This is a genomic window from Longinema margulisiae (assembly GCF_025266855.1).
GTDB lineage: Bacteria > Spirochaetota > Brevinematia > Brevinematales > Thermospiraceae > Thermospira.
Genome location: NZ_CP053071.1, coordinates 1586447 through 1602147 on the forward strand (window position 1 = coordinate 1586447; position 15701 = coordinate 1602147).

Below are 15701 nucleotides of genomic sequence, written 5' to 3' on the forward strand. Positions count from 1 at the left end.
TTGGCTATGACTTTGTTTCAGCAAAACCTACCGCTTTTTCTCTGGACACGCCCCGAGTTTGTACTTTGGCTATTCCCATGTTTCAGCAAAAGGGGGCTTTTAGCTGAAATAAGGGAATAGCACAACAGATGCTATCCTTTCTTTTTTCTCCAATCTCACCCTTCTTGAAGATACTTTTGAAAAAGATACGAAGCGATAGCCTTAGAGCCTCCAGCTGGTCCCATGTGCTGCTGTCCTATCATACCCCGACGCTTTCTCTCCGGGGCGTTTTGAAAAAGAGAGAGGATTTCTTCAACCACCCCTTGAGGGTAGTCTTTTCGTAGGCACAGGGCGTCTCCAAGAAGACGGTGTTGTTCTCGAAAGCGGCGAAGGGTCGTTTGAGGACCAGCTCCTTTGAAAGCAACAATTGGCTTGCCCAACGCTGCCGCCTGTTCATTGGCCGTTCCGGCAAGACCTAAGATTACCGTGGAGAGATGAAGAACTTCAGCAAAAACTCCTCGAGTGAGAAGAATACGGATAGAGTTTTTTTCAAGAAAGGGAAAGGGAGAAGATTTCTTATAGATCCACCCCTTTTTTTGTGCGAGAAAAGAGAGACGTTCATCAGTAAGGGTACCTGGGAGGGCGGCCACTACATCGCAGGGATAACGAGAGTGGACTTCTTCCACAACAGGAAGTATGAGAACAAAATTCTGATAGGCTTCCTCACGACTTCCAGGAAGAAGTCCCAAAACAGGCCTGTCCTGGGAAAGGGAGAGTACCGAAGTAGGTTCTAATTCATCGACGATGGGATTCCCTAAAAAAAGGGCGGGGATACCTTTTTTCTGGAGGTTTTCAGCTGTATAAGCATCTCTCGTAAGAAAGGTAGAAGCCTGACGGGTAATATACCATTCTTCAATGGCGTAATGAGGAGCAATATAATCTGACTTGGGAAGAGAGAGAAAGACGATGGGAACACCGGGAAGTCCCTGTCTGGTAAGGAAAAGAAGCGCTACATCTCCTACCACAATAGCGAGTTTGGTTTCCTGAGCATGGGATTTCAGGGTTTTGACAAACTGAAAAATGGCAGTGAAACTTCCCGAAAAGAGATCAGCAAAAAGCCCTCGTAGGCTGTGGGTGGGAAATCCTCCCGAAGGAGGAACATAGGAAGAGAAAAGAAGGTCTATACCTCGTGAGGTATAATCTTTTCCCTCACTGATAAGAGAAGCCCCCATTACCCGATAACTTGACTGACGCTTCTCCAGCAGGATCTTCAGTTCCCGGGCAATAAGGGCTGCACTTCTGTCTTCTCCAAAGCAGTTGCTGGTAAAAAGGACAAGATTGCCCATGGTTAACTGTTGGCAAACTCTTCTAACACACTGTCCTCAATATCCGCATTGGAAGCGACATTCTGAACATCATCGTGGTTTTCCAGTTCATCCATGAGTTTGAGAAGTTTCATAGCGTCTTCTTTTTCGAGCTTCATGGTATTCTTGGGAAAACGGCCGATCTCTGAAGAGGTTACCGTATATTTCTTTTTCAGCCCTTCTAATACCTGAGCATAATTTTCCACAGGAGTATAGATCTCATAAACGTCCCCTTCCAAGCGGACATCATCAGCACCGAGATCAAGAGCTACTTCCATGATTTCCTCTTCGCTTACCCCTGCAGCCTGGATGGCGATGAATCCCTTTTTGTCAAACATCCATGCCACACAACCGCTTTCTCCAAGGTTACCATTGTGTTTGGAGAAAATCTTGCGAATTTCGGCGGCGGTTCTATTCTTGTTATCTGTGGTGATGTCCATAATCACGGCAACACCACCAGGACCGTATCCTTCATAGACCAATTCTTCGTATGTTGCCCCTTCTATCTCTCCTGTTCCACGTTTGATGGCTTTTTCAATATTGTCCTTGGGCATGTTGGCATCACGGGCCTTGTCAATAGCCACACGGAGTTTGGGATTGGTATCAGGATTGCCACCAGCACGAGCGGCGATAATAATCTCTTTCACCAACTTGGAAAAGAGACTGCTTCTTTTGGCATCCTGAGCACCCTTTCGTTGTTTGATGTTGGCCCATTTATTATGACCTGACATGAGAACCTCCTCATTAGAGTGGATATATTATAGAGAAAAAATTTTTTTCTTGCAATTTTTGAGGGAGATGGGGAGAAAAAATTGTCGATTTTATGCGGTTTTCTACCTGAAGCAGAAGACTGGAAAGTATGGCTATTCCCTTATTTCAGCTAAACAACTCATTTTTGCTGAAACAAGGAAATAGCTTTGTTTATACCTTTATTTGGCATTTCTTTAGCCCCTTTTTATCTCCTTTCTAAACCCTTTTGCATGGTGGTTTTCTCCTAACGAGAAGAGAGAAAACAAAACACGAAGAAAAAACATGGAAAACACTCATTTTTTTTGGATTTTATACGAAAAGATACATAGGGGCAAGGAGGCATATATGATGGTTATCGAAAAAGAAATGTTAGAATCTCTGATTCTTCTCAAGGAACTTTATCACATTCGTGGAATAAAGGCTGAATTTGAGGCGGAAGGGGCAAGTTATCAGGATATGGTGAGACTCAGGCGACTCACCCTTCAAGCAGGCGTTCCGTTTCATGTCAAGATTGGAGGGGTGGAGGCGGTACGAGATATGAGAGACTGTATGGAATTGGGTGTGGATGGGATTATTGCTCCGATGGTGGAATCTCCTTTTGGGGTGAAGAAGTTTCGGGATGCCTATGAAAGTGTTTTTGCAGAGAAGTCTCATCATATAGCCATCAATATTGAAACGAAACAGGCGGTGGCGCAGCTTGAGAAGATCCTAGATGTGTCTCGTGGATTTGTTGATGCTATCACCATTGGAAGAACAGACCTCAGTGCTTCTTTCTTTGATGAAGAGGTAACGCCTGATAGTGAGGTGATCTGGGAAACGGTAGAACATATCTGTGAGGTAGCGGGGAGGGAATTTACCATCACGCTGGGAGGAAACATCTCCGCCACGACTCAGGAGAAGCTTCCACAGCATGAGAAAGCCCTTCATGCTCTCAAATATGTCGAAACCCGCAAGGTTATTCTTCCGCTGGAGGTCTTTCTCTACAAGACGGCGTCTCTCTCAGATGCCCTCTATTTTGAGAAGCTTTTTATTCTCTCCAAGAAGACAACCAGCGATTGTTTCCTTGATCCAGATCTCAAGAGATTGGCCAAGCTTTCTGAAAGGCTGAAACAACCATCTCCCGAAGATTATCTCATGGGAGTATAAACCAGTTCTGAGCCCACCACGATACGCTGTTCTTCGATGGCGAGAACAGGTTTGGTTTCGATCTTGATGGGTCTTTTAGAGCCGTCGGGCATAGCCACATCCACAACGGCTTCAAATGGTTTTGGTCCAGGGAATCCGAAAGCGATCTGGTAAAACTTTGAGATATCCACTTCGGCAATGCGGATGCGTTTTCCAAGGATAGTAAAAGCCACCTCAAAAGCCACCTTTTCCACCTTGATGTTGATACGGTTAGAAACACTATCATAAACAACGGATACCTCTCCATAGGCAGGGGTAGAATAACTGAGAGAGGGGGAAACAAGAGAGACGGTGACATCGGCTTCAAATCGGGCCTTTCCGGGGAGAAGTTTGAGACGGGGGTTTTGAACAAGCCAGCGATATTGCCCTTTGATACTACTAATGGAGAAGTTCTCTGTCTTCTGCACTGGGCCCACCGCCGCAAGAAACTTGTTGAGAGTGTTCTCGTGAAGGATAATACTCGCATCGGCCTCAGCCCACCCCATGCTTACCAGACAAACAAAAATCATACCCACAAGCATTCTCATACGATTTTCCTCCTTGGTTGCTTGAGTAGGTACAGTATAGCTGGTAACGAGATTTTTTTCAAAAAATTCAGCGGGTCTTTCTTGACAAATGCTTTTTCCATCCGTATGATGACAGAAGGGGAAAATGGTGAAGAAAAGATCTTTTTTTCTCTCTCTTGACTGGATAATAGCCCAGCATACGGTGGAAAGGCTTGATGTGCATCTCAAGACTTCGGAGGATCTTTCCTTTTTGTTAGACAAGAAGGATGAGTGGGAGATTTTTTTTCTTTCTGAGGAGTGGCTTTCTGTAGAAGAGTATAGTTTTCTCAAGACGTTTTTCGCCTATAGCTGGAATACTGATCACAGAGAGAATCTGGGGAAACTTTCGCTTTTTCCCCCTTTTGAAGGGTGGTTTCTGGAACTGTTGTGTCAGTATACATCCCACCCTTTTTATCGGTATGAGAAGAAATATGTGGTCTGGAAAGGAGCGATCTCTTTTGACCCCTTTGAGGCTATAAATCAGACAAAAGGGGCCTTTCTTCTCACCTCTACTATTCCTCTTGTGCTTGAAAACAACGTGATTCGTCCCATAGCTTCTCCTTTTTCTCAGGAGAAGCTTTCTCTTCTTTTTCGGGAGGGAAAAATTCCCCTTGATATAGAGATGGTGGACAAACTTCTTCCAATGTCTTCTCTTCTCAAAAAGCATTTTGCCTTGTCTTTTCCTGAGGTCCAGGAGATTTTTGATGTAACGGTAGAGGTGGAACTTCATGAGTTGCAGGAGGGCTTTTTCGAGGTGGTTTTCTGGGTGGTGATAGAGGGGGAACGTTTCCCTTTGCGTCATGATGAGATTCATCAAACCATTCTTCAGAGAAAACGTCTTCTTTTTCAAAAGAAAAAAAGGGTGTGGTTTCTCTCTCCGATGAGTGAAGGGTATAAAAAACTTCATACCATCACTGACATAACTTTAGCAAGTTTTTCCCGATTTTTAGGGGAGGTAAAACAGCACACCATTCAGTCCCATGATATGAAAACCCTTTTTGAGGAGTATCTTGATCGGATTCAACCACTGGTAACATTGATCCCCCCGTGGAAAAGAGGAAGGTTTGAAGAGGTGGTTTTTGAGGTGGTGCCCCTGGGGAGTATGGACTGGTTAGAGGTAAATTTTTCCGTAAGTGTTGAGGGACGTGTTCTCACCCCTGAGGAAAGAGCCCATCTGGTACGGTATGGGTATGTGAAGCGGGGGCAGGGATATCTCTCGCTTTCTTCTGATGAACGGGGCTGGCTTTCGCAACTGGAGGATGCCTGGTTTTTGAGAAAGGAAGAGGGAAAAGTGAGACTTCATCCTTCTCATATTTTTCTTTTGAAGGATATCGTGGGAAAGGCAAAAGAGTCGTGGGAGATGAAAATTCATCTTCCTTCTTCGTATCAGGATCTTCCGTTTCAGGGAGAGGTGCTGGATAGAAGTATTCCCATTCCAGAAAAGGTGGCGCCTTTTCTTCGACCCTATCAAAAGGAAGGGTATTGGTGGCTTCATTTTTTGTATCATTATCATTTTGGTGGGTTTCTTGCCGACGAGATGGGTCTTGGAAAGACGCTTCAGATGATTGCGTTTCTTCTCTCTATCAAAGGAAATGGCAAGAGTATTATTGTTTGTCCTTCTGCTCTCATGCACAACTGGGCAAAGGAGATCACAAAGTTTGCAGGACAGGAGATTCGTTTTTTGGTGATGGATGGTTCTTTAGAGAAAAGGAGGCAAAAACAAAAACAAGTCGAAGAGTATGATGTTCTTATCACTTCCTATAGTTTACTTCATCAGGATAGGGAGTTTTATCATAGGCAGGTTTTTCATCTTTGTGTTTTGGATGAGGCCCAGCATGTCAAAAACAAGAAAGCCAAGCGTACACAAAGCCTCAAGGCTTTGCAGGCGCATCATCGGTTGGCTATCACAGGGACACCGATCGAAAATACCATCACGGAAATGTGGACTATCTTTGATTTTCTGATGCCGGGTTTTTTGGGAAGTCACAGCTGGTTTTCAAAAACCTTTGAAATTCCGCTTCAAAGCCCTGTGGCTTCAGAGAGGGAAGAGGCCAGTCGAAGACTCAAAAATCTTGTGAGGCCTTTTGTCCTTCGTCGTACCAAAGAAGAGGTGCTTGCAGAACTTCCACCGAAGATCGAGCAGGAGGTGTGGCTGGATCTCACTGAGAGTCAGAAAGCCCTCTACCTTCAAACGGTGGAGGTTATCAGGCTCTCCTGTGAAAGAGAATGGAGATCGTCTTCTCAGAAAGGCCTTATGCATTTTTTAGCGGGGCTAACAAAACTTCGTCAGATCTGTCTTCATCCTGCTCTGGTGGGTTTTTCTCCAGAGGAAGAACCTATCAAGATGCGGGCGGTAAGGGAACTTGTGCTTGAGGCCCTGGATAGTGGTCATCGGGTAGTTATTTTCAGTCAGTTTGTAGAGCTCTTGCAGATAGTGAGAAAGGAACTGGAAATGATGGGGCTTGAGTTACTCTATCTTGATGGTCGGACAAAGAATCGGGTGGATCTGGTGGATACCTTTAATGAGGGAGAGATGCCTGTTTTTTTGATTTCTACAAAGGCCGGGGGAACGGGACTCACGATCACGGGAGCAGATACGGTGATTCTTCTGGATCCGTGGTGGAATCCTTCGGTGGAGAAACAGGCCATTGATAGGGTTCATCGCATTGGTCAGAAAAAGACGGTTCATGTGTTTCGGCTTTTTACAGAGGGGACTATAGAAGAAAAGATGTTTTTGCTCCAGAAGCGAAAAAAGGCTCTTTTTCAGGCGCTTGTGACGAGCAATGCGGATTTTCTTGCCCATCTCTCGTGGGAAGAATTGGTGGAGTTTTTGCAGGTAAGTCCTTCACAATTCTCTTGACAAAAACAGAGCTCTTCGCTATACTGTAAGTGTACCACAGAAATAGAACAGTAGGAAAGGAAATGGTTGAACTCAGAGATGTTCGTTATCATTTGCCGAAGCAAAATTTTCTCTTGCAGGATGTAAATCTAACGTTAGTGCCTGGACATGTCTATGGGCTTTTGGGCCATAATGGAGCAGGCAAAACCACCCTTCTTCGTTTGATGGCGGGGCTTATTGAGCGTTTTGATGGCGAGGCAAAGGGAAATGGGCTGGATATTCGAAAACGTCCGCTTTCGTATTTACAAAATCTCTCGTATGTGCCGGAAAAACCGTATCTTCCCCCGTTGAAGGTTTATGAGTTTCTTGATCTGTATGCCCCGCTTTATCCTTCTTTTGACACGAAACTTTTTCATACCTTAGCCAAAACCTTTGATATTAATCCTTATGAGTTTTTAGCCAAGCTTTCGTTTGGGTATTTGAAGCGTTTTTATCTTGCCTTTTCTTTAGCCACAAAGGCGAAGGTCATTCTCTGGGATGAACCGACGAATGGCCTTGATATTACCACCAAGTCTATTCTCCGACGGCATATAGCTTCTTCGGTTGATGAGAGTCAGCTTTTGGTCATTGCTACTCATCATATTGAAGAGGTGGAGAACCTTTTGGATGCGGTGATTATTCTTCATTATGGAGAGGTTATTTTTTCTGCGACGATGGAAGAGTGTCAACGCTTGTTTACCTATACGGTGACAACAGATGAGGCACTGGTGAAACAGGCTCTCTATGCTGAACCGGCGCTTGGGGGGTATCAGGTTCTTCTGCGGCGGGAAGGAGGGGAGGATACCCAGATCCCACTCTCTTTTTTGTTTGAGGCCAGTGTTCGACAGGTCTCTTTTTTCCGGGAATTGAAGGAGAAACGGTATGAGTCTTAAGCGGATATGGCATCTTTTTCTGATCGATGTGAGGCTTTTTTTTCGGCGGTGGGTATGGGTGATGCTTCTTCTCGCGCTTCTTCTTCTGGTTTTCTCTTTTGGGATGGGATGGCTTAGGTCTCTTTTCCCGGCGGATCTTCAGGTGACTTTTTATCTTGGGCTGGATATGTTTTTGTTAGGTGGGGTATGGTGTTTTTTGAGTTCGCTCGCTTTTTCAGATCTTCATACGCAGGGGGAGGGATTTTATCTTTTGTTGCCAGCCAGTCCTGTGGAAAAGTTTGTGAGTAAGCTTTTGGGTTCTGTCATTGTATATCCTTTGGTGGGTTTTGTAGTGCTTTTTCTGTATTCCCTTTTCACCATGCTGATTATTTACTATCTCACGGGGACGCTTATCCCTGTGTTTTTTCCTTTTTATGGATGGCTCTGGCACTGGTATCTTTTCTTTTTTGTCTTGCAGGCGTGGTTTTTCTGGGGTTCTGTCGTGTTTTCTCATCTTGCCTTTGTGAAAACTACCTTGCTTTTGTTTGGAGTGTCGTTTCTTCTTTCGTTTTTTTCTACGCCGCTTCTTCAATTTCTTTTCGGGACAGTGGTTTCCTGGAATGGGATTGTCCTATATTCGACAAAAGGAGTGGTACCACCTTCTTTAGCGAAGGGAATTTTTGATTCTCTTTTCTGGACCGGAAGAGTTCTCTTTTATCTTTCTGCTTTCGTGGCGTATGGTCTGGCCTATCGGCGATTTGTACGATACGAGGTTACTCATGGAGTTTGATTCTCAGCAGGCGATTTATCTTCAGATTGCGGATCTTGTCTGTGAGAATATTTTGAAGGGGGTCTGGAAACCGAAAGAGAGAATACCTTCCATTCGGGATTTGGCCAGTCAGCTTTCTGTGAATCCGAATACCGTGGTGAAAACCTATGGGTATTTAGAAAATCAGGGTATTATCGTGAATCAACGGGGGATTGGTTTTTTTGTCTCTGAGAATGGGTATCAGGAGGTTCTTCGTCTCAAGAGGGAAACCTTTCTTCACCGGGAGTGTCCTAAGTTTTTCCGGCAGATGGAACTTCTTGGGGTTTCCTGGGAAGAACTTCAAAAGTTGTATGAGAGTTTTGAGAAGAAATAGTCTTGAGGCCCTTCCACGGGTGTTTTCTTCCCCTGTTTAGGTCAGGGGCTACGCCCCTGAAACCCCGTTTTTTCTGTTTACAAGGGTCTATTTGTCTTTTTTATCCAACAAATAGGATTTTTTATTATAAAAAGGTATACTTTTATACTGTTTTTTTGTTTTTTATTACTTTCTTGAGACCTTTGCACATTCGTGCAAAGGTCTCGTCTTGTGTATGGGGGGAAGCTCTTCCCTTGTTTCAGCAAAAAGGGGAGGTTTTGCTGAAATATGGTGATAGCCCCTGAGGATTAGAAGATCCATCCAAAAGAGTCTTTCAAAGACATTCTTGCGAGAAAAGCCCTTATTCTTTTTGAGAAAATGCCGAAAAAAGAAAAGTGAAGAAGGAGGACTTTATGGCAGATGTCGATATCATGGATCTTTTTGATAAAGATTTTATCGCTCCAGAGGAATCTTCTCAGTTGCGTTCCAGTGGGATTCAGGATTATAAACCCTCTCGTACGTATCAATCGTCTTCTCGCCCAAAACCTCTTGAGACTTCTACCCAAAAGCGTATTGAGGAAGATAAAAAGCCACTTGCCTCATCCTCTGATATTGATGAAAAGCTTGTATGGGTAGGTGCTATCTTTGTCTTTTTTGGGGTTTTTGCTTTTCTCTTGGGGTACTGGTTAGGGAACATAAAGGAAAAAGAGATTACTCAGGTGCAGAAGGAGAAACAGGCTCTCCTTGCCGAAAAGATTGAGGAACAGAAAACGGAGATAGCCCTGAAACAGCAATCTCTTCCTGTTCAGCAGGCCCAGGAAGTTGTTCAGCAAACGCCAGTAGCTTCATCTACCCCTTCGCCGGTGGCGGAAGTACCTGTTATTCCCTCCCTGACTGAAAATACTTCTCCCAAACCCTCTCAGCAGAAAACAGAGGCAAAACCAAAGGTGTCTTCACCCTCAGAAAACAAGGCAACAAAGCCTGTTTCCACTCCTTCTGGGCAGAGAAGTACCTCTGGCATGGGATCGTTTACTATCCAGGTTTCAGCTCATACCTCACTGGAGAAAGCGCAGGCTGTGGAAAATCAGCTTCGTCAGGCAGGATTTTCACCCTATATTGTGGAAACAACCATCAACGAGACCACCTATTATCGTGTTCGAGTGGGGAGCTATGGTTCCAAGACAGAGGCTGAGAGTGCCCTTGCTCGTCTGAAACAGAGCCCGGTGGGAAAGGATGCCTATGTTTTGTCGTTGAAATAGAGAGATGTGTCTCTTCTTTTCCAAGCCTTCTTTTTCTCCACCAGGGAAAAAGAAGGCTTTTCTTTTTGGGAGGGGGGATTTTTTTACCTATTCCCATGTTTCAGCTTGGTTGCTGAAACATGGGAATAGCGAGGTTTTTTCTAAACTTTTTCCCTGGAGAAAAAAGATCTTACGTCTTTTTGAGAGTATTGGAAAGCTTCCTTCATTGAAAGGACTTTATTTTTGGTGGAAAGGATCTTTACAACCATGGTAGCCAGAAGTAGGAAACGCCCACATGGTTATCAGGGGGCACAGCGTGCAAAACCCCCAAGAAAAGCCTGTGTCCTGCCCTGTCGTAGAAAAGGTTTATACCTTCTATACTTCCCTTTTCTGGGGAAACGGAAAGCGTTTTTTCTGAGATTTTGGTGAGGGAGTCCTTGGTTTCTTCATAGAAAGAAACAACCACTGTGGTAGGTTCTACGAGCCAGGCAATTGCAATAATGCCTCCGATAGCCATGATATCTATTCCGAGGACCTTGTCAATCGCGGGTACCACTACCTCTTTGGTTTCTTTGTCTTCCCATGAGCCATTTTGAAAGGCAAAGAGGTGATAGATATTGTAGGGATACTTTGGGCTGATGAGCATATAAACACCTTTTTCTCCGACAGTTCCTATCCAGTTGCTACCAACCCATCCCATGAAGCTCATTCGCATCTCTGGTTTTTCATTTCCTGTCTGATCGTAAAAGGCAGCGTAGTTTGTTGCGTACGTATCATTGGTAATGAAAAGGAGGAGGGCGTTTTCTGCTTTGTCTGCCTTTATGGGGAAAATGCTTTTGAGGGTGGACCCCCATCCCTGGAAGATTTGGAGATCTCCACTCTCAATATTCCATTTTGCGACGGAATAACTGTTGGTTTGGAAAAAGAGAGTTTTTCCAACAGGGATAGCACGCAATAGATAAGCAGCATCCGGAGCAGCACCAACCCAAACCCCTTTTCTTGAATTGTTTATGAGATTGTAGGAAAAAACACCTCCATAGAGGGAGATACTAGAATTAGTGATATTAGCTCCAAACACGGTGACCTCTTTTTGCTCTGGATCTACATAACAGTGAAGAGGATCAGAAAGAGGATAGTTATAAGTGCCAACTTCATGCATTATTTCTTGAAGTTCTCCCTTAGGTGTAATATGAATATACCATCCAACAAGAGTAGTAACGTAAAAATTGTAATATACTGCAAAGCCTGGCTTTTCGTTTACCCCGAGTACATAAGTTTTTATCGAACGAGGATAATTAAAGTTTATTTCATACCCGCTCCACTCTCCTACCCATTCCCATTTCCATTCGCCGCTTACGAGGGCTTCAAGACTCAGTCGGGAGAGAGGACCTAAAAGCAGAGAACAACTCCCCACGATCATAGCCAAAAAAATAGTAAAGATATATATGTATTTTCCCCTTTTCATACTTTCCCCCTTCAATATCGGATGCTGAAACCTATCAAAGGATAGAGGGTCTCAGCAAAAGCCATGCCACCCATCGCATCGATTTCAAGCGATCGAAGCCACGAAGGAACCCACCTGAATCCCCACCTCAGGGAAACCACAAGGCCTGTGGAAAAGACAGGCCAGCCTTTGTTGTAAAAGACAAAGAAGGGATAGACGCCGGCAAACTCACTTGCTGATAACCACAGACCAGTGTTCCAGAGACTTTCCTCATAGTCAAAAAGACGAAGAGTAAGAGTACTCTGAAGTCCAATGGTATGCATATATATGTTGCCTGCATCCATGCCTGTTATACGGGGGGTATAACCGAGGGAGAGGTCAAGGACAAGGCTTTGCCAGCTGAGGTAGGCTCCAGTCCAGACGAGGCTCATATTGCCAATCCGTAGCGATGGTCCTATATGGAGAGAAGCCTGTCCTGTAGCAGCAGGGCGATATTCCCCTCTGGGGATACGGTTGGTGTTTGTTCTGAGGTCGATCACCTCTACCCATTCTTCGTGATGGTAGGTGAGATCGTAGGCAAATCCATCCTTGATTTCGAAATTATTGGTATAGAGGCCGATAAAGGTATTGTTTTTTCTGTAACCAATGATAACGGAATGGGTAAGTCCGGCAATAGCGTTTTCCATCATGATAGAAGAGGTTTCGTATTCAATGCCATCAATGTACATGATTGGGTCTTTGAGAGTGGTGGCTACCCGCAGAGTTCCAAAACCAAGACGTTTGCCGGTGAGGCTCTCTGCTAACGCGAGGCTCATCGGATCCAGTGCGCCAAAAATATCCCTTCCACTCTGGGCGGGGATTTTTTCTTCGCGGACGTAGCGATTTTCAAGGGCATTCCATATCCGGAGGGTAATTTCAAACGCTTTTGCTTTTGGAGCAGGCGAGAACGTGACCTCCACCACATCACTGAGTCCCCAGTTGGAGGCATTCTCACGAGCCATAGCTGGAGTCACATTGGTTGGGGCATTGGTGATACCTCGTTTCAGAAGATATTCACCAATGGTTTCTCTTGTCACAATTTCGTATTTTCTGGTGAGACGGATTACATTGGTGGTAATGTGATCCACCATGAAGATATCAGCACCACTCACATTTCGTACAGGATCTCCTCGATAGAAATAAAGAACGGCGAGATTCTGGGAAAATACAACAGAAGACAGAGAAAAGAGAATATACCCTCTCAGGGCTATCGACCTCCACATAGCACCCCCCTTTCTGTTTTTTATCCTTTTTGTTTTTTACGGCAAAGGGGTAAAGAAACTGAAGAGAAAAGAAAAAATTTTTTGCCTTGAGAGGCGGAGAAGGAAAAGTTTTTTATCTTGCTGTTTTTCCGAGAGGCAGGAGAAGAAGAGGCTCTCTATCCTGAGTTTCGAGGAGTTTTTTCACTTTTTCTTCATCAAAAGCCCCAATCCACACACTTCCAAGGCCGATAGCCTCTGCTTGCAGAGACATATTTTGCGCCGATGCTCCTATATCCAGAGGGACATAACGTTCCCCGCGTTTTCCGTATTTTTTTGTGGTTCTCTCATAAACGGCGGTGAAAATACATACCACCGGGGCAGAGACAAGTGCTTGTTGTCCCAAAGCCATCTGAGACAGGATGGGACGAAAGTCTCCTTCTTTGAGGAGAAAAAGGGAATGATTCCACCACTGGTAGTGGTAGATTCCCTGAGGGAAAGAAAGAATGTTACCCACCACCAGGTATATTTCCACCGGATAGAGTCCCCCAGCCGAGGGATGGGAACGGGTTGGACCTGTGATGCCATCGATGGTTTTGCCTGCTGCAGCCCAGAGAAGCTGGGAGATCTCTTCGAGGGAGAGAGGGGTCTTCTGGTATGTTCTGCAGGCTTTTCTTTGGAAGATAGCTTCTTCTACAGAGGTTTTTCCTTTGGAGGAAGGGCGGGGAAGTAGCCATTCTTTTTGGTTTGTGAGAGGGTAGGTGAGGTTTGTGAGAGACATACAGCCCAGGAGAAAAAAGAAAACCTTTCTTCTCTGCATTTTCTTTCCATAGGATTTTTCTGAGAGGAGTATAATGAGAATGGGGAGGAAAGGCAACTTTTTTGGGGAGCGGGGTTGAAGCCCCTGCAATAAAGGGGGAAGTTCTTATTCTACTTGACATTTTTTCTGTTTGTTGTAAAATAAAGGCAAAATAAGAGAGGTTTTTCTATGAAAAAACGATGGTTTTTTAAGCCTTTTTTCTTTGGTGGAATTTAGCCTTTTCTGTGGATACATGGGTAAGGGTCTATGTACAAAGGTATTACGATCAGGCTTATAGTGGGGTTCAGTCATGGGAGGGGGGTATAGAGGGGGTGGTGAAATTAACTGCAAAGATAGTCGTTTTGTTGACGAGTGGATTCTGAAAATAAATTTAAAGAGGGAAAAAGAGGAGAAAATTTTTGTATTTTGGGAGGCAACGAACGATGAAAACAGGATGGTATTGTATTTTTCTTCTTTTGTTTCTTGGGGCTTGCTACGCAGAAAGGGGAGAGAGGGAGGAGGCGATAGGGCGTTTGACACAGCCCTATCGCCAGAAAAAATTACAGGACTACTATGAGGACTACTATCTGGGTTATCCTTTTTATTATACGCAGGAGGAGATAGAAAAATGTTTATCGAATTTGGGGATGCTGGATCGGAAGGAGAAACCTCTTGACAGGGAGCTTTTTGATCTGATTGATGAGTTGAATTTTTGTATTTTTCGACGCTCTTCTGAAGAACTTTATGATTTTTTGCGCTCTCATAGTGATGGCCAATTGTATGAAGAAATAAGGAAGACAGCGAAGGATGTGATGATGAAAAAATTCGAGCGATTCTTTTTCTGGAGTTACTGGGCGCTTTTAGAACAGGCTTCTCTGGGTGAAAAAGTAGATTTCAAGATAAGCATAGATTCTTCCGTTGGCAAAGAAAAAAGTTCTTCTTTTGTTGTAAGGGTATCGGCCTCTTATGATATTCGGGAGTGGTATAATGAGATAGCTCCGGAGCAAAAGAGACCCACATTGTATGTTTTTTTTGAGAAAAGGGGACAAAAGTGGAAGATAATAAGACTTGATGAATCTGATATAGGAATATAAATGAAGACACAGCGGATCTGAGAGAAAGAAAAAGGAGCAAGAGAGTATGAAAATAAAGTGGTTGATGGTTTTTGTGATGGGGGTGAGTATCGTAAAGGGATTTTATGGTCAGGAGAGTGGTAGAGAAATCAGGCAGAATTATCAACAAACAACTGTTGCCCCTGCACCTGTGAGCCAGGTGGCAGCTGGTTATGAGTGGAGTGGTATTATTTTGAGGGATGGGAGTGTGTGGGAATTTGGGTATAAGGGTATTTTTGATTATGATATCAGTGATGACGAGATGAGAGACGTGAAATGGACTTTGACGATATCGAGGGGTAAAAGACTGGCAGGAGGGTTGACCACTCGTGCACTTGTTTCTGAGAATAATGTTTTGTATGTCAAGGCGGGGAGGCTTTTTCTTCTGGGAGTTGATGAGAAGAAGGTAGGGAAATGGTATGTCACGCAGTGGATGGTATCCCTGTCCAATGTAGTGGATGTAACCTTTGGGGGGTTCCATACGCTTGTTTTGAGACCCGATGGGAGTGCATGGGGGGTGGGGGAGGGAGAATACGGTGTATTACCAGCGTTGAATAAGATGGAAGGAAAACGGTATGGGGAATGGTTTCAGGTTTTGACCAATGTGATGAAAATTCGGGCGGGATACTGGACGAGTTATGCTATTCAAAGTAATCATATTCTCTGGGTGGCAGGGAGAAACCGCTGGGGGGCAATAGGAAAGGGGGACTATCGGGAGGCTGGTTACCGCTGGCATGCGGTGTTGTCGAATATTGTGGATGCGGCAGGGGGCAAGAAATACAGTCTTGCTCTTGGGGGTGATGGGCGATTGTGGGCGACGGGGGACTTGTTTGGGACGAATCGGTGGGTGGTGGTGCTTTCGAATGTGTGGAAGATATCAGGGGGACCGCTTCACTGTTTGGTGATTCTCAGTAATCGGACGGTGTGGGGTTTTGGGGACAATCGTTATGGGCAGTTGGGGACAGGGGATACGAATGCGAGGACGAACTGGACGAAGGTGTTTTCGAATGCTGAGGAGGTAACGTGTGGGTATCTTCATAGTCTTGTGGTGACGGCCGATGGTGTTCTCTGGCGAACAGGGTCGGATCATCGGGGTGTGGTGGATACAAGTTATTTCTGGGGGGAGGATATTGATGCGTATGTGACGCGATGGACCAATGGGTGGTGGTGAGGGGG

Annotated in this window: 14 protein-coding genes; 8 read left to right on the top strand and 6 right to left on the bottom strand. The window is 44.7% G+C overall.

The genetic code is table 11. The annotated features are described in order from the left end of the window. Positions 1–155: 155 nt before the first annotated feature. Together BREVNS_RS07150 and BREVNS_RS07155 are read right to left on the bottom strand one after the other, a co-directional pair. Positions 156–1325: a lipid-A-disaccharide synthase-related protein gene (locus tag BREVNS_RS07150; RefSeq protein WP_483426335.1), complete on the bottom strand. Its 1170-nt coding sequence runs from the start codon at positions 1323–1325 to the stop codon at positions 156–158. Between the two features lie 2 nt (positions 1326–1327). After that, positions 1328–2074, bottom strand: a complete 747-nt coding sequence (locus BREVNS_RS07155) for a YebC/PmpR family DNA-binding transcriptional regulator (RefSeq protein WP_483426336.1) — start codon at positions 2072–2074, stop codon at positions 1328–1330. 364 nt (positions 2075–2438) lie between these two features. Between BREVNS_RS07155 and BREVNS_RS07160 the strand changes: the two genes are divergently transcribed. Beyond that, positions 2439–3239, top strand: coding sequence for an aldolase/citrate lyase family protein (locus tag BREVNS_RS07160; protein ID WP_483426337.1), 801 nt, complete (start codon positions 2439–2441; stop codon positions 3237–3239). On the opposite strand, the gene BREVNS_RS07165 is transcribed toward BREVNS_RS07160, so the two are convergent. Further along, entirely contained in the window at positions 3221–3805 is a 585-nt protein-coding gene (locus BREVNS_RS07165; protein WP_483426338.1) for a hypothetical protein, read from the bottom strand. The genes BREVNS_RS07160 and BREVNS_RS07165 overlap by 19 nt on opposite strands. A 127-nt stretch (positions 3806–3932) precedes the next feature. On the opposite strand from BREVNS_RS07165, the gene BREVNS_RS07170 reads away from it, so the two are divergent. The 5 genes from BREVNS_RS07170 to BREVNS_RS07190 all read left to right on the top strand — a co-directional run bounded on the left by BREVNS_RS07170 (position 3933) and on the right by BREVNS_RS07190 (position 9953). Continuing rightward, positions 3933–6683, top strand: coding sequence for a DEAD/DEAH box helicase (locus BREVNS_RS07170; RefSeq protein ID WP_483426339.1), 2751 nt, complete (start codon positions 3933–3935; stop codon positions 6681–6683). Positions 6684–6745: 62 nt separating this feature from the next. After that, complete coding sequence (locus BREVNS_RS07175) at positions 6746–7594, top strand: ABC transporter ATP-binding protein (protein ID WP_483426340.1); 849 nt, start codon at positions 6746–6748, stop codon at positions 7592–7594. Then, entirely contained in the window at positions 7584–8363 is a 780-nt protein-coding gene (locus BREVNS_RS07180; RefSeq protein ID WP_483426341.1) for a hypothetical protein, read from the top strand. The genes BREVNS_RS07175 and BREVNS_RS07180 overlap by 11 nt, the downstream gene beginning before the upstream one ends. Continuing rightward, positions 8353–8715, top strand: coding sequence for a GntR family transcriptional regulator (locus BREVNS_RS07185; protein ID WP_483426342.1), 363 nt, complete (start codon positions 8353–8355; stop codon positions 8713–8715). The genes BREVNS_RS07180 and BREVNS_RS07185 overlap by 11 nt, the downstream gene beginning before the upstream one ends. A 392-nt stretch (positions 8716–9107) precedes the next feature. After that, a complete protein-coding gene (locus BREVNS_RS07190; protein ID WP_483426343.1) occupies positions 9108–9953 on the top strand; it encodes an SPOR domain-containing protein in 846 nt (281 codons plus the stop codon). Between the two features lie 238 nt (positions 9954–10191). Here the strand turns inward: BREVNS_RS07190 and BREVNS_RS07195 are convergent, their stop codons facing one another. From BREVNS_RS07195 to BREVNS_RS07205, 3 genes are all read right to left on the bottom strand, one after another. Further along, positions 10192–11397, bottom strand: coding sequence for a hypothetical protein (locus tag BREVNS_RS07195; protein WP_483426344.1), 1206 nt, complete (start codon positions 11395–11397; stop codon positions 10192–10194). Between the two features lie 11 nt (positions 11398–11408). Continuing rightward, complete coding sequence (locus tag BREVNS_RS07200; protein WP_483426345.1) at positions 11409–12638, bottom strand: hypothetical protein; 1230 nt, start codon at positions 12636–12638, stop codon at positions 11409–11411. A gap of 112 nt (positions 12639–12750) precedes the next feature. Beyond that, positions 12751–13434: a SagB/ThcOx family dehydrogenase gene (locus BREVNS_RS07205; protein ID WP_483426346.1), complete on the bottom strand. Its 684-nt coding sequence runs from the start codon at positions 13432–13434 to the stop codon at positions 12751–12753. Positions 13435–13856: 422 nt separating this feature from the next. Between BREVNS_RS07205 and BREVNS_RS07210 the strand changes: the two genes are divergently transcribed. Both BREVNS_RS07210 and BREVNS_RS07215 read left to right on the top strand, forming a co-directional pair. Further along, positions 13857–14507, top strand: coding sequence for a hypothetical protein (locus BREVNS_RS07210; RefSeq protein WP_483426347.1), 651 nt, complete (start codon positions 13857–13859; stop codon positions 14505–14507). 46 nt (positions 14508–14553) lie between these two features. Next, the gene (locus tag BREVNS_RS07215) at positions 14554–15696 is read left to right on the top strand and encodes an RCC1 domain-containing protein (protein ID WP_483426348.1); all 1143 of its coding nucleotides are present in this window, start codon (positions 14554–14556) and stop codon (positions 15694–15696) included. Positions 15697–15701 lie beyond the last annotated feature (5 nt).

What these genes read in the sequence shown, in the direction of transcription:
- BREVNS_RS07190 (WP_483426343.1), top strand. Translation starts at nt 9,108, where the DNA reads ATGGCAGATGTCGATATCATGGATCTTTTTGATAAAGATTTTATCGCT.
- BREVNS_RS07215 (WP_483426348.1), top strand. Translation starts at nt 14,554, where the DNA reads ATGAAAATAAAGTGGTTGATGGTTTTTGTGATGGGGGTGAGTATCGTA.
- BREVNS_RS07200 (WP_483426345.1), bottom strand. Translation starts at nt 12,638, where the DNA reads ATGTGGAGGTCGATAGCCCTGAGAGGGTATATTCTCTTTTCTCTGTCT.
- BREVNS_RS07185 (WP_483426342.1), top strand. Translation starts at nt 8,353, where the DNA reads ATGGAGTTTGATTCTCAGCAGGCGATTTATCTTCAGATTGCGGATCTT.
- BREVNS_RS07150 (WP_483426335.1), bottom strand. Translation starts at nt 1,325, where the DNA reads ATGGGCAATCTTGTCCTTTTTACCAGCAACTGCTTTGGAGAAGACAGA.
- BREVNS_RS07205 (WP_483426346.1), bottom strand. Translation starts at nt 13,434, where the DNA reads ATGCAGAGAAGAAAGGTTTTCTTTTTTCTCCTGGGCTGTATGTCTCTC.
- BREVNS_RS07155 (WP_483426336.1), bottom strand. Translation starts at nt 2,074, where the DNA reads ATGTCAGGTCATAATAAATGGGCCAACATCAAACAACGAAAGGGTGCT.
- BREVNS_RS07160 (WP_483426337.1), top strand. Translation starts at nt 2,439, where the DNA reads ATGATGGTTATCGAAAAAGAAATGTTAGAATCTCTGATTCTTCTCAAG.
- BREVNS_RS07165 (WP_483426338.1), bottom strand. Translation starts at nt 3,805, where the DNA reads ATGAGAATGCTTGTGGGTATGATTTTTGTTTGTCTGGTAAGCATGGGG.
- BREVNS_RS07175 (WP_483426340.1), top strand. Translation starts at nt 6,746, where the DNA reads ATGGTTGAACTCAGAGATGTTCGTTATCATTTGCCGAAGCAAAATTTT.
- BREVNS_RS07195 (WP_483426344.1), bottom strand. Translation starts at nt 11,397, where the DNA reads ATGAAAAGGGGAAAATACATATATATCTTTACTATTTTTTTGGCTATG.
- BREVNS_RS07210 (WP_483426347.1), top strand. Translation starts at nt 13,857, where the DNA reads ATGAAAACAGGATGGTATTGTATTTTTCTTCTTTTGTTTCTTGGGGCT.
- BREVNS_RS07180 (WP_483426341.1), top strand. Translation starts at nt 7,584, where the DNA reads ATGAGTCTTAAGCGGATATGGCATCTTTTTCTGATCGATGTGAGGCTT.